At 59.6% G+C, this 21,005-nt stretch carries 19 protein-coding genes; 7 read left to right on the forward strand and 12 right to left on the reverse strand.

Annotation, left to right across the window (positions count from 1 at the left end; genetic code table 11):
* Positions 1-19: 19 nt before the first annotated feature.
* The 3 genes from poxB to ACW55A_RS06080 all read right to left on the reverse strand — a co-directional run bounded on the left by poxB (position 20) and on the right by ACW55A_RS06080 (position 4,387).
* On the reverse strand, positions 20-1,738 hold the full coding sequence (poxB, locus tag ACW55A_RS06070; RefSeq protein ID WP_455809063.1) for a ubiquinone-dependent pyruvate dehydrogenase: 1,719 nt from the start codon (positions 1,736-1,738) through the stop codon (positions 20-22).
* Between the two features lie 156 nt (positions 1,739-1,894).
* Positions 1,895-3,784, reverse strand: a complete 1,890-nt coding sequence (gene mrdA, locus ACW55A_RS06075) for a penicillin-binding protein 2 (RefSeq protein ID WP_044308376.1) — start codon at positions 3,782-3,784, stop codon at positions 1,895-1,897.
* Between the two features lie 138 nt (positions 3,785-3,922).
* A complete protein-coding gene (locus ACW55A_RS06080) occupies positions 3,923-4,387 on the reverse strand; it encodes a winged helix-turn-helix transcriptional regulator (protein ID WP_455809065.1) in 465 nt (154 codons plus the stop codon).
* A gap of 88 nt (positions 4,388-4,475) precedes the next feature.
* Here ACW55A_RS06080 and ACW55A_RS06085 point away from each other — a divergent pair, with 88 nt between their 5' ends.
* From ACW55A_RS06085 to ACW55A_RS06105, 5 genes are all read left to right on the forward strand, one after another.
* Positions 4,476-5,333 carry an SDR family oxidoreductase gene (locus ACW55A_RS06085; RefSeq protein WP_455809066.1) on the forward strand — a complete coding sequence of 286 codons (858 nt, stop codon included), beginning with the start codon at positions 4,476-4,478 and terminating at the stop codon, positions 5,331-5,333.
* A 97-nt stretch (positions 5,334-5,430) separates the two neighbouring features.
* Entirely contained in the window at positions 5,431-5,739 is a 309-nt protein-coding gene (locus tag ACW55A_RS06090) for an RcnB family protein (RefSeq protein WP_003367279.1), read from the forward strand.
* A 339-nt stretch (positions 5,740-6,078) separates the two neighbouring features.
* Positions 6,079-6,567, forward strand: coding sequence for a DUF3828 domain-containing protein (locus tag ACW55A_RS06095; protein ID WP_003317876.1), 489 nt, complete (start codon positions 6,079-6,081; stop codon positions 6,565-6,567).
* A gap of 63 nt (positions 6,568-6,630) precedes the next feature.
* Positions 6,631-6,834, forward strand: coding sequence for a hypothetical protein (locus ACW55A_RS06100; protein ID WP_003367271.1), 204 nt, complete (start codon positions 6,631-6,633; stop codon positions 6,832-6,834).
* A gap of 154 nt (positions 6,835-6,988) precedes the next feature.
* A complete protein-coding gene (locus ACW55A_RS06105) occupies positions 6,989-7,186 on the forward strand; it encodes a hypothetical protein (RefSeq protein ID WP_003367267.1) in 198 nt (65 codons plus the stop codon).
* 6 nt (positions 7,187-7,192) lie between these two features.
* On the opposite strand, the gene ACW55A_RS06110 is transcribed toward ACW55A_RS06105, so the two are convergent.
* Entirely contained in the window at positions 7,193-8,644 is a 1,452-nt protein-coding gene (locus ACW55A_RS06110; protein WP_498810664.1) for an MFS transporter, read from the reverse strand.
* A gap of 61 nt (positions 8,645-8,705) precedes the next feature.
* Positions 8,706-10,025: an Nramp family divalent metal transporter gene (locus ACW55A_RS06115; protein ID WP_044308371.1), complete on the reverse strand. Its 1,320-nt coding sequence runs from the start codon at positions 10,023-10,025 to the stop codon at positions 8,706-8,708.
* 303 nt (positions 10,026-10,328) lie between these two features.
* Between ACW55A_RS06115 and ACW55A_RS06120 the strand changes: the two genes are divergently transcribed.
* Positions 10,329-11,747, forward strand: coding sequence for an MFS transporter (locus ACW55A_RS06120; protein ID WP_498810663.1), 1,419 nt, complete (start codon positions 10,329-10,331; stop codon positions 11,745-11,747).
* Between the two features lie 22 nt (positions 11,748-11,769).
* On the opposite strand, the gene ACW55A_RS06125 is transcribed toward ACW55A_RS06120, so the two are convergent.
* The 5 genes from ACW55A_RS06125 to ACW55A_RS06145 form a co-directional block, all read right to left on the reverse strand.
* Positions 11,770-11,994 carry a DUF6555 family protein gene (locus ACW55A_RS06125; RefSeq protein ID WP_003367262.1) on the reverse strand — a complete coding sequence of 75 codons (225 nt, stop codon included), beginning with the start codon at positions 11,992-11,994 and terminating at the stop codon, positions 11,770-11,772.
* A 736-nt stretch (positions 11,995-12,730) separates the two neighbouring features.
* The gene (locus ACW55A_RS06130) at positions 12,731-14,557 is read right to left on the reverse strand and encodes a glycoside hydrolase family 15 protein (protein WP_003432886.1); all 1,827 of its coding nucleotides are present in this window, start codon (positions 14,555-14,557) and stop codon (positions 12,731-12,733) included.
* The gene (locus ACW55A_RS06135; protein ID WP_058397301.1) at positions 14,550-15,350 is read right to left on the reverse strand and encodes an SDR family oxidoreductase; all 801 of its coding nucleotides are present in this window, start codon (positions 15,348-15,350) and stop codon (positions 14,550-14,552) included. The genes ACW55A_RS06130 and ACW55A_RS06135 overlap by 8 nt, the downstream gene beginning before the upstream one ends.
* A 66-nt stretch (positions 15,351-15,416) precedes the next feature.
* Positions 15,417-16,454 (reverse strand): NADP(H)-dependent aldo-keto reductase, encoded by a 1,038-nt coding sequence (locus tag ACW55A_RS06140; RefSeq protein ID WP_003367259.1) that lies wholly within the window; start codon positions 16,452-16,454, stop codon positions 15,417-15,419.
* 97 nt (positions 16,455-16,551) lie between these two features.
* Entirely contained in the window at positions 16,552-18,363 is a 1,812-nt protein-coding gene (locus ACW55A_RS06145; RefSeq protein ID WP_498810662.1) for an ABC transporter ATP-binding protein, read from the reverse strand.
* 88 nt (positions 18,364-18,451) lie between these two features.
* On the opposite strand from ACW55A_RS06145, the gene ACW55A_RS06150 reads away from it, so the two are divergent.
* On the forward strand, positions 18,452-18,877 hold the full coding sequence (locus ACW55A_RS06150; protein WP_060707668.1) for a DUF1810 domain-containing protein: 426 nt from the start codon (positions 18,452-18,454) through the stop codon (positions 18,875-18,877).
* A gap of 7 nt (positions 18,878-18,884) precedes the next feature.
* Here ACW55A_RS06150 and ACW55A_RS06155 read toward each other — a convergent pair whose 3' ends face one another.
* Complete coding sequence (locus ACW55A_RS06155) at positions 18,885-19,982, reverse strand: DUF1615 domain-containing protein (protein ID WP_498810661.1); 1,098 nt, start codon at positions 19,980-19,982, stop codon at positions 18,885-18,887.
* A gap of 60 nt (positions 19,983-20,042) precedes the next feature.
* Positions 20,043-20,951 (reverse strand): glutaminase B, encoded by a 909-nt coding sequence (glsB, locus tag ACW55A_RS06160; RefSeq protein WP_003367254.1) that lies wholly within the window; start codon positions 20,949-20,951, stop codon positions 20,043-20,045.
* Positions 20,952-21,005 lie beyond the last annotated feature (54 nt).

Genomic DNA, 21,005 nt, shown 5'->3' on the forward strand with positions numbered 1-21,005 from the left:
CATACTTTTTTATAACTGATTAACGCAGGTTGGTTTTCGCCAGCTCCAGCACTTCACTGCCGCGCCCGCTCATGATCGCGCGCATCATGTACAGGCTGAAGCCCTTGGCCTGGGCCAGCTTGATTTTCGGTGGGATGCCCAGCTCCTGCTTGGCAGTGACAACGTCGATCAGCACCGGACCGGGATGATCGAACGCCTTACGCAAGGCGGCAGGCAACTCTTCGGCGTTCTCGACACGCAGGCCCAGAATGCCTGCGCCCAGGGCAATCCCGGCGAAGTTGGTTTCATGCAGGTCAGTGCCATGCGGCACGTAGCCGCTGGCTTTCATTTCCATGTCGACGAAGCCCAGCGAGCTGTTGTTGAACACCACCATCTTGATAGGCAGGTTCAACTGACGAATGCTCAGCAAGTCGCCCAGCAACATGGACAGACCGCCGTCGCCACACAAGGCTACGACCTGACGATCCGGATGTTCAGCCTTGGCCCCCAGAGCTTGTGGCAAAGCGTTGGCCATCGAGCCGTGGTTGAACGAGCCGAGCAGACTGCGCCTGCCATTCATGTGCAGATAGCGTGCAGCCCACAGCGTCGGCGTACCGACGTCGACGGTAAAGATCGCATCGGCATCCGCCTGCTCGTCGACCAGTCGAGTGAGGTACTGCGGATGAATCGGCGTACCATCTGGCGTCGGGGTGGCCAGTTCGTCCAGTTCCTCACGGGCCTTGGCGTAGTGCTTCAGGGCCTTGTCGAGGAAACGGCGATCGGTGTGCGGCCTGAGCTTTGGCTGAAGCGCCTCCAGGGTTTCCCGCACCCCGCCCACCAGACCCAGCGCCACCGGCGTGCGACGCCCTAGCTGGGTCGGATCGAGGTCGATCTGGATGATGTCGGCTTTTTCGGGGTAGAAATTCCGATAGGGGAAGCTGCTGCCGAGAATCACCAGCGTGTCGCAGGACAGCATGGCGTGGTAGCCGGAGCTGAAGCCGATCAGGCCGGTCATGCCGACGTCGAAGGGATTGTCGTATTCGATATGCTGCTTGCCGCGCAATGCGTGGACGATCGGCGCGCCCAGCGTATCCGCCAACGCCAGAACCTGCTCGTGGGCACCCTCGCAACCCGCACCGCACAGGAGTGTGACGGCTTTGGAGTCGTTGAGTATGTCGGCCATCGACTGCAGATCGTTTTCGGCAGGCACCACGTTGGGCGCTGTAGCCTCGATCCATTTTGCCGCGACATCCGGCGCAGCGCTGAGCGCCACGTCGCCCGGCAAGACGATTACCGCCACACCTTTCTGACTGATCGCAGCACGCATGGCACGTTCCAGCACACGCGGGAACTGCTCGGGGTTGCTGACCAGTTCGACGAAGTGGCTGCACTCCTTGAACAGCTCCTGCGGATGGGTTTCCTGAAAGTAATCCAGACCGATTTCCGAAGACGGAATATGCGCAGCAATTGCCAGAACCGGCACCCGGTTGCGATGGCAGTCGTACAGGCCATTGATCAGGTGCAGGTTGCCCGGTCCGCAGCTGCCGGCGCAGACCGCCAGCTTGCCGCTGGACGCCGCCTGCGCACCGGCAGCAAAGGCTGCGACTTCTTCATGACGGGTGTGCATCCAGCGAATCGAATCGGTGCGTTCCAAGCTGTCGGTCAGGCCGTTGAGGCTGTCTCCGGACACCCCCCAGATGTGCGAAACACCCGCCGCTGCGAGGGTTTGCGCGAGATGGTCGGCAATGGTCTTGGACATTCCGGGTTCCTTGTCGAGGCAATGATAATGAGTTCGGTAAAACGCGCGCAGCGCTCTGCCACGCCTGTTGTGGTCGACTCGATGCATTCTCGACAGTTCAGAAAACCTGAGCCCTGTTCAGGGCTCGGTCGTTCGGCAAGCGTTTTAAAACGCTGATCAGGCGTGCGGGTTGCCCGGCGCCTTGGTGGGTGTGGCGTACTCAGGCTTGAGCTTGCCCTCGCTGTCCAGCAGCCAGGCATCGAGAATCTCCCGCACCACGGGGCCTGCTACCCGGCCACCCGCCTCGCCGTTCTCGATGGTCACCGACACGACGATTTTCGGATGGTCGGCCGGCGCGAAACCGACGAACAAGGCGTTATCGCGGTTACGCTCAAGGGTCTTCAGACGGTTATAGCGCTCACCCTGCTTGATCGCCACCACCTGCGCCGTACCACTTTTGCCGGCGATGCGGTACTGAGCGCCCTTGGCCGCATCCCGCGCAATGCCGCGGGGATCGTGCATGACCATCTGCATGCCGGTATTGACCTGATTCCATTCATTGGGATCGCGCAACACGATATTTGGCATCGGATGCTCGTCGACGGGTGCCTTATCACCGACTTCCATCGCCAGATGCGGTCGATGCCAGACACCCTTGCTGGCAATCAGTGAAGTGGCCTGAGCCAGTTGCAACGGCGTGACCTGCATGTAGCCTTGGCCAATGCCGAGAATCACCGTTTCGCCGGGGAACCATGCCTGGCGACGCGTGGCCCGCTTCCATTCGCGGGACGGCATAAGCCCTGCAGACTCCTCGAACATGTCCAGCGACACCTTCTGGCCGATACCGAACATGGTCATGTAATCGTGCAGACGGTCGATGCCGAGCTTGTGCGCCACCGTGTAGAAATAGGTGTCATTGGAACGCATGATCGCCGTGTCCATGTCCACCCAGCCATCGCCACTGTGGTTCCAGTTACGGTATTTGTGGTCGAAGTCCGGCAACTGGAAGTAGCCGGGATCGAAGACCTTTGTCGAGGCGGTCATCACACCGCTGTCGAGACCGGCAATCGCCACTTCCGGCTTGACCGTCGAGCCCGGTGCATACAGGCCACGCAGCACTCGGTTGAACAGTGGCCGGTCAATGGAATCGCGCAGCGCCGCATACTGTTTGAAGCTGATGCCGGTGACGAACAGGTTGGGGTCGAAGCTTGGCTTGCTGACCATCGCCAGCACGTCACCGGTTTCCGGGTCCAGTGCAACCACGGAGCCGCGTCGATCACCCAGCGCGTTTTCCGCCGCGGCCTGCAAATGCGCGTCCAGCGTGAGGGTGATGTTCTTGCCCGGCACCGGGTCAGTGTGTTTCAGCACGCGCAGCACGCGGCCCTGGGCGTTGGTTTCGACCTCTTCATAGCCTACGTGGCCGTGCAGCTCGGACTCGTAGAAGCGCTCGACGCCGGTCTTGCCGATGGACTGCGTGCCGCGGTACTCGTTATCGAGATGGGCCGCTTCCTTTTCGTTGATGCGGCCGACGTAGCCGATCGAATGCGCGAAATGGGCGCCCAACGGGTAATGGCGAACGAACTGCGCCGCCACGTCCACGCCCGGCAGCAGGTACTGATTGACCGCCAGAATAGCGATCTGCTCTTCGGTGAGTTCATAGAGCAATGTTGCCGGTTCGAACGGATGACGGACCTGCTTCAGTTCTTTGTCGAACAGAATCCGGTCTTCGTCGGGCAATTCCAGCAGGGTCATCAGTTCGTCGATGACCTTGTGCCAGTCGCCAGCGCGTTCACGGGTCAGGGTCAGGTTGAAACTGGGGCGATTGTCGGCAAGCACTTCGCCATTGCGGTCAAAGATCAAACCGCGCTCGGGCGGGATCGGCAGCACGTGAACACGGTTGTTTTCGGAAATGGTCGAGTGATAGTCGAACTCGGTGACTTGCAGGAAATACATGCGCGCGACCAGACAGGCAGCCAGCAGGCCGACCAGCACCGCGCAGGCAATCAGGCGCTGATTGACCAGCCGCGTCTCTTTTTCGTGGTCTTTCAGGGGAATTGGATTGGGCATTTCTACAGCTTCTCGGTGAAGGGCAAACGGCGCAACTAAACGTGTATATAAAGATTTCGGCGCGCACCATACCAAGAAGCGGCTGATTACAGGCGATCAAGCCGACAATCGCAGGATGAAAAATCTGTCAGAAAAGACTCATTCGGGCGTGATCTGCAGCGTATTCGACGCTTCACGGGCCTGCATAATGCGCGGCAAATTGGTCTCGATCCAGGTGACGAGGGTTTCAACCTGCAAGGCGACCTCTTCGCCCATCGGGGTCAAGCGGTACTGAACATGCGGAGGCACTACCGGCAACGACTTGCGGCTGACCAAACCATCATGCTCCAGATGTTGGAGCGTTTGCGCGAGCATTTTCTCGCTTACCCCGCCGATCTTGCGGCGTACTTCGCTGAAGCGATGCATGCCACCCCGCAACACCACCAGCACCAGCACGCCCCAACGACTGCAGACATGATTGAGCACCACCCGCGAAGGACAGTCAGTGGCCAGCACATGGCCCTGACGGACCAGCGCCAATAGCGTCTCGGCCGCTTCCGGCGGGAAGCCTTGCTGCATAACACCTGATTGCGGGGTACTTGATTGCGAAGCGGATTCGCTCATGACACTTACCTTTTTGTACGTACTTACTAAAGGTAAGCATCATGACTATGCTGGCGCTTCCTTTCAACCTGATTCAAGGAATCATTCCATGATCGTTGTCACCGGTGCCACAGGCCAGCTTGGCCGCCTCGTCATTGAACAGTTGCTCAGCCGCGTACCCGCTTCGCAAATCATCGCCGCCGTTCGCAGTCCGGAAAAGGCCGCCGATCTGTCCAGGCAGGGTATTCAGGTTCGTCAGGCCGACTATTCACAGCCTGCGACACTCGACAGTGCATTTGCCGGTGCCGACAAAGTGCTGCTGATTTCCTCCAGCGAAGTGGGTCAGCGCCTGCCGCAGCACAAGGCGGTGATTGATGCGGCCAAGCGCGCCGGGGTCAAGCTGCTGGCCTACACCAGTGTTCTGCGTGCCAAGACCTCGGCATTGAGCCTGGCCAGGGAGCACAGCGAAACCGAAGAGTACCTGAGCGCCAGCGGCCTGCCGTTCGTGTTGCTGCGCAATGGCTGGTACACCGAAAACTACACCGCAGGCATTCCGGGCGCACTGACCCATGGCGCGGTCATGGGCAGTGCCGACGAGGGTCGTATCAGCTCTGCTTCGCGTCTGGATTACGCCGAGGCGGCCGCAGTGCTGCTGACATCGGAAACGACACAGGCCGGTAAGGTGTATGAGCTGGCAGGCGACGAGTCCTACACGCTGTCCGAATTTGCAGCGCAGTTGTCGACGCAGAGCGGCAAGTCCCTGCCTTACGTCAACCTGCCACAGGCCGAATTCGAAGCCGCGCTTATCCAGGCAGGCCTGCCTGACTTCGTGGCCCGGTTGCTGGCAGATTCCGATGCCGCTGCTGCCAAGGGCGCCCTGTTCGATGACAGTCGCCAATTGAGCGGGGTGATCGGCCGCCCGACCACCCCGCTCTCGGCAACCATCGCCGAGGCACTGAAAGGCTGAGCACAGCAAACCCGATCGAATGATTTGCCACGGTGAAGGTCCGAGTTATTACGAGGCATTAAGCCATCGCCTGATACCAAAGACTGGGAGTCTTCACATGAACAGCAAATCGTTGATCGCCTGCATGACCTTGCTCGGCTGCTTTTCCGCCGTCACCCTGCCCGTTCACGCGGCAGAGACGGCGGACCCGAAAGTCACCGAATCCAAGGACAACGTCCATGAGCTGGAAGTAGGCTCCCGCGTTCCGGAAAAATATCGTCGCAGCGACCTGGAAGTGAAGGACTGGAAAAGCAAAGGCCTGGAAACACCCGCCAAGGAAAGCGAATGGGTGAAAATTAACGACAAGTACGTGCGTTTCCAGAAGGTCAATGGCCAGATCATGGACATCGTGCCGGTCAAGAAGTAAGGCGCAGCCTGCTTCGCCAGTGCTCTGCGTGAACATGTCCGAGCGCCGCAGGGCGCCGTGCAGGGCATGCCAGCGCAGAGTTCGTTTTATTGGCTGCACCAGCGTAAAAGCAGCCATGAATCAGCAAACTTATAGTCCCTATTCGTCATGATCGAAAATGACTGAATCAAGGTCGTGATGCCTTGAACCGCGTATTGAATGAAATTAGCCTCCATCCACTTTCACCTCCCCGCCCCTCTGATGCGTGACCAAAACCATTGCTTTTTTGTCCACTTGGCTTACAAATGCACTGTCATGTGCCTGTCACTCTCACTGCCACCTTTTCTGCGAGCCCGCTCCATGTCCAGAACCGTCGCCATTGCCTTCGCTTGCCTGCTTTCAACCACTGCCCATGCGGCCTGCCCGGCTGCGACCCCGGTCGACACGGCGCGCTGGATCTACGAGAAGCACCAGGATTTTTATCTGAACGGCAAAGGCAGCGCTGATTATTTGTCCAAACCTCTGCTGAGCCTGCTCAAGAAGGACTGGGCGTGCCAGAACGGCGATCAATGCGCCGTCAGTGCCAACCCGTGGACCGATGCGCAGGACGGTGATGTGCAAAAGCCGATCGACTGGAAGCTGGTGTCCAACTCGGACAAGCAGGCGGTGGTCGAAATGACCTATAACCTGGGTTACAAGGATGCCCCTCAACAGCCGGTCGCCAGCCAGACGACACGCCTGCTGCTGGCAAAAAATGCCAACAGTTGCTGGGTGCTGGAGAACCTTCAGGGGCCACAGGGCGTTGCCTTGATGCAGAGCCTGGAGGAATTTCCCTACGAAGGTGATTGATCGGCCTTGAAACAATCCGCCATTCTCGGTATCACAGGCACTTGAATTTCACGAGCGAGCACCATGAATACCTTTGAGCAATCGATTATTGAGGCTGCGCAGGCCGCCACGCCCAATAACACCGATGCCGAACGCGAAGCCGCCAGAGTCGCCGCCACGCAGGCGGTAGCCGAAATCATGTCCACGCGCAGTGGACTGGACCGCACGCTGGCACTGGCCGAGTTGCTGGATTCCTATTCGGAACACGATGATCAGGAAGATGATTAGGCTGATCGGCACGATGCGAAAAAATGATTGGCCTGTTTATTTATCTGCGGCATTAAAGAAAGCCGACCTTGCCGCCGACAACTCGGTTGGGTGGATTGATGATAGCCACCCGTTCATTTAGTGCGCTCGGATGCGACCTATAAGGGCACCATCCGTGCAGATCGAACAAATGCAAGACATCCAGGCCTACGTCAGGCGCACCGCCGACGAGCTAGAGCGAGTTTCGGCCAACCTCGCCGGGCATCTCCTCTACCTCGAGCGAACCTCCCGTGCACATGAAGCGCAAGAAGTCAGTGAGCGGATCATCGGCCTGCGTGCATCCGTAGATGGCCTTCGCGGTGTGTTCCGTTAACCGCCACTAGTTGTCCACGGCCTGCGACAGCGGTCTCGCTACGTCTTCCAGAGATTTGCGCTCGGCAGCCGCACCCCATATCGCCTGCACCAGCGCCGCCAGCAACATCAGCCCGGCGCCGATCAGATAACCGATCAACACATTGCTGCGCTCACCTGTTTCAATCAACTCCCCAAACAGGGTCGGGCCAATCATACCGCCCAGCCCCGTACCGAACGCGTAGAACACTGCGATTGCCAACGCACGGATTTCCAGTGGAAAGGTTTCCGCCACTGTCAGGTAGGCCGAGCTGGCCGCTGCCGACGCAAAGAAGAAAATCACCATCCACGCAATGGCCTGCTGGGTCACGTCCAGCACACCTTGCTGGAACAGGTAGCCACTGATTGCCAGCAGTACGCCCGACAGGCCATAAGTGAGGCTGATCATCACACGCCGGCCAATCACGTCAAACAGTCTGCCCAGCAGCAGCGGACCGCAGAAATTACCCAGCGCCAGCGGCAGCACGTACCAGCCGACGCGCTCGGCCGGCACGCCATAGAAGTCGGTCAGCACCAGGGCGTAGGTGAAAAAGATCGCGTTGTAGAAAAACGCCTGGGCGGTGAGCAGCGTCAGGCCTACCAGCGAACGCTGACGGAACGTCACCAGCAACGTCCTGGCGACCTCGCCCAGCGGCGTGTGGTCTCGTGCGTGCAGGCGCAGGGGCTTGCCTGCTACGGCGGGCAATACGTGGCCCTGGCGCTGTAAGTCGGCTTCTATCTGCTCGACGATCTGCTTCGCCTGTTCAGCCTGGCCGTGTATCAACAGCCAGCGCGGGCTTTCCGGCAGCCACAGTCGCATCAGCAGAACCAGCAGACCCAATACCGCACCAATGCCGAAACACAGGCGCCAGCCCAGCTCGGCCCTCATCCAGAGGGGGTCGAGCAAGACAATCGAGCCAATCGCACCGAGCGCGGCACCCAGCCAGAACGTGCCGTTGATGGTCAGGTCGACCCAGCCCCGGTAGCGGGCCGGGGTAAATTCCTGAATGGTCGAGTTGATTGCCGTGTACTCGCCACCGATGCCCATACCGGTCAGAAAGCGGAACAGCATGAAGCTCCATACGCTGAAGGAGAACGCCGTAGCGGCCGTCGCACCGACATACAGCAGCAAGGTGATGAAGAACAGCTTGCGGCGCCCGAGACGGTCCGCCAGCCAGCCAAAGAACAACGCGCCCAACACGGCACCGGCAATGTACGCGGCGCCCGCCAGGCCAATGTCGCTATTGGTGAGATTGAGCGCCGGGCTGGCTTTCAAGGCGCCGGCTACCGACCCTGCAAGGGTGACTTCCAGGCCGTCAAGCAGCCAGGTTATGCCCAGCGCCACGACCAGCAAGGTGTGAAACCGCCCACAGGGCAGTCGGTCCAGTCGGGCGGGCAAATCGGTTTCGAAGACGCTGCCCTTGTCGCTCGGTGTGCTCATGTCCGGCTACCTGACGGCTGACATTGGTGTCAGGCTTGAGAGTCGCTGCCGCCGCCCAAGTTCAGCTGATCCAGAACCACAGCAATGTAAGATTGGCCGCCGAGATCAGCCCGAACAGACCCCAGGCAGCCGTTTTCACCAGCCGGCTGTTGACGAACGGCCCCATCAGTTGTGGGTCGCTGGTAAAGCGAATCAGCGGCCAGAGCGCGAATGGCAGCTGCAGGCTCAGCACAACCTGGCTGAGCACCAGCATCTGCCCCACCGAGCTGTCACCCAGCCAGACCACACCGATCAGCGCCGGAATCAGTGCCAGCGCCCGCGTGATCAAGCGCCGCTGCCAGCACGGAATCTTTGCCTGCAGAAAACCTTCGAGCACCACTTGCCCGGCAATCGTGCCGGTAAATGTCGAGCTTTGCCCTGCCGCCAGCAGCGCGATACCGAACAGCACGCTGGCGATCGCGCCACCTACCAGCGGATCGAGCAGGTGATAGGCGTCCTGAATCTCGACCACCTCGGTATGCCCGGTCTTGTGAAAAGCGGCAGCAGCGAGGATCAGAATCGCCGCATTGATCAGCAGTGCCAGGCTCAGCGAACCGATGGTGTCGAGGCGCGCATAGCGAATGGCGCTGGCCTTGCTGGCCTGGTCCGAACCGTTGACCCGCGTCTGCACCACAGACGAATGCAGGTAAAGGTTATGCGGCATGACGGTGGCGCCCAGAATGCCGATGGCGATGTACAGCGGCTCCTGGCTGCTCAATACATCCCAACTCGGCTTCAGACCCGCGACGACGTCCGGCCAGAACGGCTTGATCAGAAACAGCTCGACGGCGAAGCAACTGGCGATGGTTGCAATCAGCCCCAGCACAATGGCCTCCAGACGGCGAAAATTGGCACCCTGCAAGGCCAACACGATCAGCGTATCGAAGGCGGTCAGCGCCACACCGGTGGTGATGGAGACGCCGAGCAACAGATGAAACGCCAACGCTGCCCCCAGCACTTCCGCCAGATCGGTGGCGATGATCGACAACTCCGCCAGCAGCCACTGGCCCTTGGCGACCTTACGGCTGTAGCGGGCGGCCGACAGCTGCGCCAGATCACGGCCGGTAGCGATGCCCAACCGCGAACAGAGGTTTTGCAAGACCATTCCCGAGAGGCTGGCCAGCACCACCACGAACAGCAGTGAGTAGCCGAAGCGCGACCCGGCCTCGATGGCCGTCGCCCAGTTGCCAGGGTCCATGTAGCCGATGGAAACCAGCAGGCCAGGCCCGACGAACAGCATCATCTTGCGCAGCAAGGACGCGTTCGGCGGAATGGCCACACTGTCGGTAGTCGCCGAGGGGCAGAAAGGAGCGGTGGCAGTAGTGGGCAGTTTGTACGTCACGGGAACCCGGAATGCAGAAAGTTAAGGCATCATCCTAAGGTTTTACGACACATGTTGATACATCATTGCTGGCGTCATGCCTGCTGTTTTTCGCCTGCCTCTCTGCCTGACTAGGTCATCACTGCGCCGTTCTCATTTCCACGTAATTCCATCGCTTTAATGGATCCGATATAAAAAATCGAAAAATTGATCCGGTGAACAATTTTTCATCTTTTAGAGCTCGATAACCGCATTAAAAGACCAATGATTACAAATTGTAAGGAGTAGTATTCAGGCCTTAACAAGAACTCAGGATGGCCATCCATGACCTCATTACCTCATGCCGAGGCAGCCGCGAACGAGCCGTTGCGGGCAGCGTATATCTCGGCGCGCATTGACCGACTGCCTGCGGTCGCGACTATCTGGCGACTGGTCGCCCTGCTGTCTCTCGCCGGTTTTTTCGAGCTTTACGACCTGTTCCAGACCGCTTACATCAGTCCCGGCCTGATCCGCGACGGGATCTTCGCCACAGGAAGCCAGGGTTTGTTTGGTTTCTCCGATCAGGCGGCCTTCGCCTCGGCGACCTTTCTGGGGCTGTTCTTCGGTGCCAGCCTTGTCAGCCCGATTGCCGATCGTTACGGACGCCGTGCGATCTTTACCTTCGCGCTGATCTGGTACAGCGTGGCCACCGTAATCATGGGCCTGCAAACCTCTGCACTGGGCGTGATAGGCATGCGCTTCGTCGTGGGTATCGGCCTGGGGGTCGAGCTGGTCACCATCGACACTTACCTGTCGGAACTGGTGCCCAAGCGCATCCGCAGTTCGGCATTCGCCTTTGCCTTCTTCATTCAGTTTTTGTCAGTCCCCAGCGTTGCGCTGATGTCGTGGTGGCTGGTGCCCCAGGACCCTTTCGGTTTTTCCGGCTGGCGTTGGGTAGTGATCAGCAGTGCAGTCTTCGCCCTGTTTGTCTGGTGGCTGCGCTCGGCGCTGCCGGAATCGCCGCGCTGGCTGGCGCAGAAGGCACGCTTCGATGAAGCCGAGCGAATCATGGACGGCATTGAGGCACGCTGCATCAAGGACCACGGCAAACCACTGGATGAGCCTGAACCGGAAAACGTAGCGCTGTCAGGCAACGGCCGATTTGCCGACATGTGGCAGCCACCCTATCGGCGCCGCGCGCTGATGCTGATTGTGTTTCATGTGTTCCAGGCCATCGGCTTCTTTGGCTTCGGCAACTGGCTGCCTGCCCTGCTCTCGGGTCAGGGCCTGAGCGTTACTCACAGCCTGGGGTATGCGTTCGTGATCACGCTGGCTTATCCGCTGGGGCCGCTGCTGTTCGTGAAATTTGCCAACCGCTTCGAAAACAAATGGCAAATCGTCGGTTCGGCGTTGGGGGCGATGATTTTTGGCAGCCTGTTCGCCTTTCAGACCAGCGCGGCAGGACTGATTTTCTGCGGGATCATGATCACGTTCTGCAACGCATGGCTGAGCTTCAGCTACCACTCGTATCAGGGTGAGCTGTTCCCGACCAACATCCGCGCCCGCGCGGTAGGCTTCTGCTACTCGTTCAGCCGACTGTCAACGGTGTTCAGCAGCCTGCTGATCGGGATATTTCTAGACCACTTCGGCACGCCGGGCGTGCTGGCCTTCATCGTCGGCAGCATGTTGATCGTGATCGTCACCATCGGCCGATTCGGGCCACGCACACGCAATCTTGCGCTGGAGCAGATCGCTCACCGGTGACAGGGTGCAGGGTTGAGTGGGTTCAGGCCTGAGCCCACTCAACGTTGGTGACACCAAAGTGCTCGGCATAGGGTTTCGATACCCGAGCGACCTTCTCCAGTCGATATTTCGGTATGCGTGCGAGACCTGCATCGACACTTGCGTGGTGCCATGCTTCAGCGTTATCCATATTCTCGGTTCGTATATAAAAGCTCTTGAACGAACCATTCAGCAGATAATCAATGCGGTAATGCTTTGGAAGTGCCATTGAAAGTCTGATCCTTTTTCAGCAGTGACTTGAAGTATAGGTGACTCTATTCGTGGCGAAGAAATTCATTATTTTTTTGATGTCTGCGACCAATGAACTCTTCTTTTGGCTATATCTGTGGATCCCAACCGCCTGGCGAGTCGTTTGGGATTGGCCCTGTCGGCACATAACTCGCGCTTGATCTCCACACACCGGCGCTTTCAGGATCCCCTGAAGCACGGACGTTGCAGTGGGTAACGGCGCGCCGGCCAGTTGTCGACCAGTCCGATCTCCTGCCGCACACGCTGGTGAGCGGCACGCTGGCAGATGAGTTCACGGGGCGCCAACCCGCCATCACCGTCGCCGCCGCGAGGTTGGCGAAGGCCTGCAGAGTATCCAGATGACGCTGCCGAAGCTCGCGGGGGTCCAACGAATCCAGGAGCGGCCTTCGGCAGACAGAATCACTGCTTAACTACCGGCCCTTCGCGCCGCGCATGGCTGATAACTTTGAAGTTGTACTGCGCGATCCGGTTACTTGATTGAACCATGAATCAATACTTGTCGCAGCGTAGAAAGTTTCAGACAACCGAATGGTATAACGCCCCCGGCGCGGCTGATGGGTTGATAGCGTTTAGCTCATGATTCAAGTAGTCAATATCGGCCATCGTTTCAAAACCACCGGCCGAAAGAACAGCCGGTGGCATTATTCATTGCGACAACGTGGAGCCGCTTGTGATTGATGCGTTTCTGTACCTTTTCAGGGCTGCCAAAGCGCCTGCCCGCCGCCCAGTTTGCGGTCCAGAAAACTGGCCGCACTGATCAACGCCAGATGGCTCAAGGCCTGTGGCGTATTGCCCAGATGATGAGCATGCGCGTCGAACTCTTCGGCGTACAAGCCCAACGGATTGGCGTAACGCAGCAACTGCTCGAACTCCAAGTGCGCCTGTTCGACCCGACCGGCGCGAGCCAGACATTCGACGTACCAGAACGAGCAAGCCACGAAGGCGCCCTCCTCACCTGCCAGGCCATCATCATGATCGTCGTCGTTGCGGTAACGGAACACCATTCCGTCACGCACCAGCGCGGCCTCAATGGCATCCAGCGTCGCAAGCCATTTGGGATCATTGGCACCGACGAAGCGCACCAACGGCATCAGCAACATCGAGGCGTCCAGATTGCGACTGCCCTTGTGCTGCACGAAGTGCCCCAGGTCGTCGTTCCAGAAGTTCTCCCAGATATCGTTGTGGATCTCCTCGCGCACCTTGGTCCAACGCTCGAACGGCCCCGACAGTGAACGCTTGAAGGCCAGACGCAGTGCCCGGTCCAGCGCTACCCAGCACATAAGCCGGGAGTGCAGGAAGTGCTGATCGCCGCCGCGCATTTCCCAGATGCCCACGTCCCTGTCGTTCCAGTGCTCGCACACATAGTCGACCTGACGCACCACATGTTGCCAACCGTCGTGCGAGATGGCGTCGCCGTACTTGTTGGCCAGGTACACGGCATCCATCAGCTCACCGTAGATATCCAGCTGAACCTGCTTGTACGCTTCGTTGCCGATGCGTACCGGCTGCGCACCGCCGTAGCCGGACAAGTGATCGAGATTATCTTCCGGCAGCTCGGCGTGGCCATCCAGCGCATAGAGAATGCCGAGTTTCTCGGTCTGTTCGCAGCAGTCATCCAGTCGCCCACGCACCCAGCTCATGAAGGCATTGGCTTCATCGGTGTACCCCAGGCGCATGAACGCATACACGGTGAACGACGCGTCACGTATCCAGGTGTAACGGTAATCCCAGTTACGTTCGCCGCCCTCGGTCTCCGGCAGCCCGAACGTCGCGGCCGCGACAATACCGCCATGCTTGCGCGAGGTCAGCAGCTTGAGCGCCAACGCCGAACGAGTGACCATTTCACGCCAGCGCCCGGTGTATTGCGATTGCCCTGACCAGCGCCGCCAGAACTTCAAGGTGTCATCGAAATAACGCGAGCATTTGCCCGCAGCAACGTTCGGATCGTCAATTCCGCCAAGGATGAACTCGATGGTCTGGCCCTTGTGCATATGAAATTCGGCCACGGCGTCGTGCTGCTCGAGACGCAACGGCGTCGCCGCCGACAGGCGCATGCCCGGTTGCCCGGCGGCTTCGAAACAGATGTCCTCACCCTCGACCCGCGCGGTGGTGTCGGCGCGGCTGTAATCCATGCGCACTCGGCAGCGCATGCGCAGCGTGGCTTCGCCAAAGCGCACCTGAACGCGGCGCACGATGCGCGGCAGATCGTCCTTGTCCTCGCCGATCGGCATCAGGTCGGTGACTTCCACCACCGCGTCCTCGGAAATCCAGCGGGTTTGCAGGACGTTGGTGTCCGGCAGGTAGATTTGCAGCCGCCTGGCGTCAGGCAGATCGGGCGCCAGCTGAAAGATCCCGGCGTCGGGCGTGTCCAGCAGCGCGGTGAAAATCGACGGGCTGTCGAAGTCCGGCCAGCAACAGAAATCGATACTGCCTGTGTCGGCGATCAGGGCAGCACTGCGCATGTCGCCGATGATGCCGTGATCCTCGATACGGTTTTGCGCCTCTGCGGAAAAATCAGCCATTGCCTCGGAACTCCGGATAGAGGGTCATGCCCCCGTCGATGAACAGGGTGGTGCCATGCACATAATCCGAGGCATCGGAAGCCAGCCAGAGCACGGCATTGGCGACATCTTCCGGCTCGCCGATACGACCATAAGGGATCAGCTTGAGCATTTCCTTCTCGGCGTCGCCCTTGCGTGCATCGGCATTGATCGGCGTACGGATGGCACCTGGGGCAACACTGTTGACGCGAATTTTCAGCTCGCCGACTTCCTGAGCGATGCTGCGCATCAACAGGTCGACGCCGCCCTTGGACGCTGCGTAATTGACGTGCCCGGCCCATGGAATCAACTGGTGCACTGAACTCATGTGAATGATCTTGCCCATCGCCCGCGACACACCGGGGCGCATGCCCTGCTTGATGAACTGGCGCAATGCAGCGCGGGCGCAGAGAAACTGCCCGGTCAGGTTAACGTTAATGACGGTATTCCAGTCTTCCAGCGTCATATCGACGATCGACGCGTCCTTCTGCAAGCCGGAATTGGCGACCAGAATATCCACAGCGCCGAAATGTTCGATGGTCTGCGCAAACAGCCGCTCGACGTCTTCTTCTTTCGAAACGTCGGCACCCACAGCCAGCGCCTTGCCCCCGGCCGCGCGAATCTCTTCGGCCAGCTTCTCGGCAGGTTCAGGCTTGGAGTTGTAGTTGATCACGACGGCGGCACCGGCCTCTGCCAGCGCGCGCGCGGCACCTGCGCCCAGACCGGAACTGGCGCCGGTAACGATTGCGACTTGTTGCTTGAGTGAGATGTGCATCAATTTCAGCCTCGGAGTAAGCGTATTAGTGCTGACTGGCGAGGCTGAAATTAAGTTCAGTGCAGGTTATGGCGCGGGGTTTGGCTGCGAGGTGTGAATGGCCTCGATACCGGCGATGACTTCATCGGACAGCGTGACGTCGATGCTCTCCAGATTGATCTTCAGTTGATCGAGTTTCGTAGCGCCAATGATGTTGCTGGTCACGAACGGCCGACTGGTCACGTAGGCCAGCGCCATCTGCGAAGGATCCAGACCATGCTCGCGGGCCAGCGCGACGTACCTGGCTGTAGCCGTGACGGCCTGCGGATTGTTGTAGCGCTGAAAACGCTCGAACAGGGTCAGACGGCCATCGGCCGGACGTGCGCCATCCAGGTACTTGCCCGCCAGCACGCCGAACGCCAGTGGCGAGTACGCCAGCAGGCCGATCTGTTCGCGAATGGCGATTTCCGCCAGACCGACTTCAAACGTGCGGTTAAGCAGGTTGTAGGGGTTCTGGATCGAGACGGCACGTGGCAGATCGAGGGTTTCGGCAAGGTGCAGAAAACGCTGAGTGCCCCATGGCGTTTCATTGGAGAGGCCGAAGTGGCGAATCTTGCCCGCCTTGACCAGATCGCCCAGTACCGACAGAGTCTCTTCGATTTCGACGGCCTGATCATCCGGGTCGTGGGTGTAACCGAGTACGCCGAAGAAGTTGGTCTTGCGATCCGGCCAGTGCAGCTGGTATAGGTCCAGGTAATCGGTATTAAGGCGCTTGAGGCTGGCTTCCAGCGCCGCAGTGATGTTCTTGCGGTCAAGGCGCGGATTGCCATCGCGGATATGATCCATACGACCTGGACCGGCGACCTTGCTGGCCAGTACCCAGTCGTTGCGGTCGCCGTACTTCTTGAAGTACTCGCCGATGATGCTTTCGGTCTTGGTATAGGTCTCGCCACGCGGCGGCACCGGGTACATTTCTGCGGTGTCGAGGAAATTGACCTTGGCATCCTTGGCCATACGAATCTGTTCGAATGCTTCATCCTGGGTGTTCTGCTCGCCCCAGGTCATGGTGCCCAGACAGATCGCGCTGACCGACAGATCGGTTTTGCCCAATTTACGAAATTGCATCGATGTCTCCGTTTGATTCAAAAAGATACAGCCTGAAACAGGGCTCCCATAAAACGCCGACTGGTCATTCACTGCAACACTTTTTATCCGGTTTCACCTAGCGATAACCCTGCGCCTGCAGATCGAACAGCGCGGCGTAGCGCCCTGCGGTGGCGATCAGGCTGTCATGATCACCGCGTTCCAGCACCCGCCCGTGCTCCAGCACTACAATGTGTTCGGCGTTGCGCACGCTGGAAAACCGATGCGATATGAGTAGCGTCATGCGCCCTCTGGCGTACTCGCGAAAATGCTCGAATACTGCCGCTTCTGCGCCTGCGTCCAGCGCGGCAGTCGGCTCGTCGAGAATCAGGATATCGGCGTCGCGGCGCATGTAAGCGCGTGACAACGCGATTTTCTGCCATTGCCCGCCGGACAGCTCCTGGCCTCCCGCAAACCAGCGACCCAATTGTGTGGCGTAGCCTTTGTCGAGCTGTTCGATGAACTGCGCGGCCATGCCCTGCGCCGCCGCTTCGCGCCAACGGCCTTCATCATGGAAGGCCTGAGTGTCGCCAACGCCGAGGTTCTCGCCGACCAGAAACTGATAGCGAATGAAGTCCTGAAAAATCACGCCGATGCGCGAGCGCAAGGCGTCTTCATCCCACTCCTGCAGGTCGCTGCCGTCCAGCAGAATGCGGCCTTGATCAGGTTGGTAAAGACGCGTCAGCAGCTTGATCAGGGTGGTTTTTCCCGAGCCGTTCTCGCCCACCAGGGCGACGCTGCGCCCCGGCGCCAGGTGCAGATCGATGTTTTCCAGTGCCGGACGGCTGGTCCCCGGATAAGTGAAACTGACGTTCTCGAAGCGCATGCCATCACCGGGCTGCGCGCCCACGGTCAGGCTGCCGGCAGACGGCGTAACCGGCTGACCGAGGTAGACATACAGGTCGGCCAGATACAGCCCGTCCTCGTATAAACCACTGATGGCGCTGAGACTGCTGCTTACTGCGGCCTGCCCCTGCTTGAACAGCACCAGGTACATGGTCATCTGCCCCAGGGTGATCCGCCCGTGCACCGCATCGACCACCACCCAGGCGTAGGCCAGGTAAAACGCAGCCGTGCCAAGCAAGCCGAGCAGGAAGCCCCAACCATCACGGCGCACCGTCAGGCGCCGGTCTTCGGCATACAGACGCTCGAAGGTGTCGCGGTAACGCTTGAGCAGCAGCGGCGCGAAGCCGAACAGCTTGACCTCTTTGATGTAGCCCTCGTGGGAGAGCAGTGTTTCGATGTAGTTCTGCCGACGGGTTTCCGGAGCACGCCGGGTAAACAGGCGGAACGCGTCGCCGGAAAAATGCGCCTCGGCAAAGAACACCGGCAATGCGCCGAGCACCAGAATCAGCAACGCCCAGGGCGAGAAATGCACCAGCAGTACGGCAAAGCTGATCAGCGAAATGAGGTTTTGCAGCAATCCCAGGGATTTGGTCACCAGTGCCAGCGGCCGTGTCGAGGCTTCACGCCGGACGCGCACCAGCTTGTCGTAAAACTCCGAGTCTTCGAACTGCGACAGCGACAGGGTCTGGGCCTTCTCCAGAATCAGGGTATTGACCTTCTGCCCCAGCAGCACGCGCAGCAACGCCTGCTGCACGGAAAGCCCGCGCTGTGCTGCCGCGAGCAAAGCCAGCACACCGGCTTCGAACAACACATAGCGCAACACGGGCCACAACGGTGCTTCGCCTGCGCTGGCGTGCAACTGCATGGCAGCGACCACCGCATCGACGATGCGCTGGCCTAACCAGGCGGCCAGCGCCGGCAGCAAGCCGGCGATCAGCGTGGCGACGATCAGGCCGATGGACAGCGCTCGGGAAGTGGTCCAGACCAGATGCATCGCGCGCAAGGCCTGGTGCATGAACGAAATGAAACGCTTGAAAACCGGCATACGCTTAAAAACTCTTCAGACAGGTCGAACCCCCATGTCGGGCGGCCATCATACGACCACAGGTTCGTTGAAAAACAGGAAACTCATCATGAAAGATGCTTACAACCTGCAACGCTTTGTCGATGCCCAGCAACCGCTGTTCCAGCAGGTATTGACAGAACTCGAAGCCGGGCAGAAACGCTCTCACTGGATGTGGTTCGTGTTCCCGCAGATCCAGGGGCTGGGGCGCAGCGACACAGCGCGACACTACGCAATCACCGATCTCGACGAGGCCCGGGCTTACCTGCAACATCCTGTATTGGGCCCGCGTCTGGAACAGTGCGCCGGCATCATTGCTCCTCAGGTAGAACGTTCGGCACGACAGATCTTCAGTTCGCCTGATGACATGAAACTGCATTCGAGCATGACCCTGTTCAGCATCGCAGCGCCTGAGCGACCTGTGTTTCAGAAAGTGCTGGATACGTTTTTCGAGGGCAAGCGGGATGCGATGACGATGAAACTCCTGTCACGTTGATTCAAACTCACTTCGGTGCGCGCTGTACGCAACGCTCGCGTCGGTCGTCGACGCGCTCGGCAAACCAGGCGGTAGTGAGGTTACGGGTGATTTTCGGGCTTTTCAGGGTGATGCCGGGCAGGATCGCTCTGGGCAACGGTTTGCCAGCTGCCCTGTCCGCCAGTGCGAAGACCTTGCTGTACAGGTCGGTGTCCTCGAATTCCAGCGTGTCGCCCTGCTTGAGCTGGCTCCATATCTGCGACTTGTTCATGCCCAGTCGATCGCCAAGGGTGCGCACCGCAAGCTCGGTGGAGCCCGGCGAGGTGGAATCAAAGCGGATCAGATCGCCATCCAGCGCCAGCTCGATGCCGGTCGCCCGACTCACGGCATTCTGCAAGGCAGCATTGCGGCTTGCGTACCAGCCGGCATTGAAGTCGGCAAAGCGGTACAGCGACTGGGTGTAGTTGACCGGGTAGCCCAGCAGGTGGGCGATACCGAAGTACATGCCGCCACGGCGGGTGAAGACTTCGCGACGAATCGAAACATCGACCGTGTAGGGGTAATCCTCGGCGTGTTTCTCGGCAAAGGCGATGCTGACCTGCATCGGCCCGCCGGTCTTGACCGGATTGAAGTTGCCGAACAACGTCTGCCCCAGCGGCACCATGCCGATGAAATCATCGAAGATCGCGCTGAGGTCTTTCTCGGTGCGCGCAGAATCGAGGCGTTTGCCGTAAGTCTTGCCGTCCGGCGAGCGCACGCGCAATGCGGTGGCGATCAGCGCATTGGGAATGTGCAGCCGCGCCGCGCGGCGGTTGATTTCGGCGCGGGCGATGCGGCCCATGTCCGGCACCGCTGGATCGACCTGAAAGGTCGACTCCTGCTCGGTAACGGCCATCACCGAACACAGGTTTTCGGTGGTCAGCGGGATCTTCTGCGCAGCAAACGCGGCATGAATATCCGTAGCCCACGCCTGGCGATCCGTCACATTGGCAGGCATCAGACGCACGATCTGCGCACGCGCCTGTTCAGGCGTCAGTTCGGGTTCCTGGACGCGCTGCGTGCCACAGCCTGCCAACACCAGCAGCCCGACGCTCAGCAGGAGCGATTTGCATAGCCTTCGATTCAATCCATGACTCCTGTCTGGTTCGCGCTTCGACGCGCTGTTCACTTCAGAAGGCTTTTTATCTCAAAAGACCGACCAGTCGACCCGCGCGCTGAGTTTCTCCAGCGCAGCCATACCGACAAGGGAATTGCCCGCTGCGTTCAACTCCGGGGACCATACACAGACCGAAGCACGCTCGGGCACGATCGCAACGATACCACCGCCTACCCCGCTCTTGCCCGGCAGGCCTACGCGATAGGCGAAATTGCCGGCTTCGTCGTACAGGCCGCTGGTGGCCATGATCGAGTTGACCTGGGTGGCCTGTCGCGCCGTAAGGACCTGCTCGCCGCTGTGAGCGCAAAAGCCCTGATGGGCCAGAAACCCGAACGCCTTGGCCAGGTCGATGCAGTTCATGCTCAGCGCACAATGATGAAAGTAGCTGCGCAGCACGTCTTCCACATCGCCGTGAAAATTATCGAAGGATTTCATCAGATAGGCCGCCGCAGCATTGCGCGAACGGTGCTGGTATTCGGAGTCAGCGACTTTGGAGTCGGAGGTGATCGCCCGATTGCCGCACAGGCGTCGAACGAAGTCGCGCATTGACAGTGACGGTGCTGCAAACCGCGCCTGGTTGATGTCGCAGATTACCAGCGCACCGGCATTGATGAACGGGTTGCGCGGCCTGCCCTGCTCGAATTCCAGTTGCACCAGCGAGTTGAACGGCTGGCCGGAAGGCTCGTGCCCGAGGCGCTGCCAGATCTCCTCGCCCGAGTGACCGATGGCTTGTACCAGGCTGAACACCTTGGAAATGCTCTGTATCGAAAACGCTGTTTCGGCGTCACCGGCGCTGAACACCTGACCATCGTTGCCGTACACCGCGATGCCCAGCTGATCTGGCCGGACCTCGCCCAGTGCCGGGATGTAATCGGCTACCTTGCCCTGTCCAAGCAAAGGTCTTACTTCATCGAGGATTTCGTTCAGCAGGTCTTGCATGTGTGCGCCCCTTGTTTTGGCTGCGCACACTACACCAACCTCAAGCGCCTCGCA

This window comes from Plantibacter cousiniae (nom. nud.) (genome assembly GCF_977070315.1).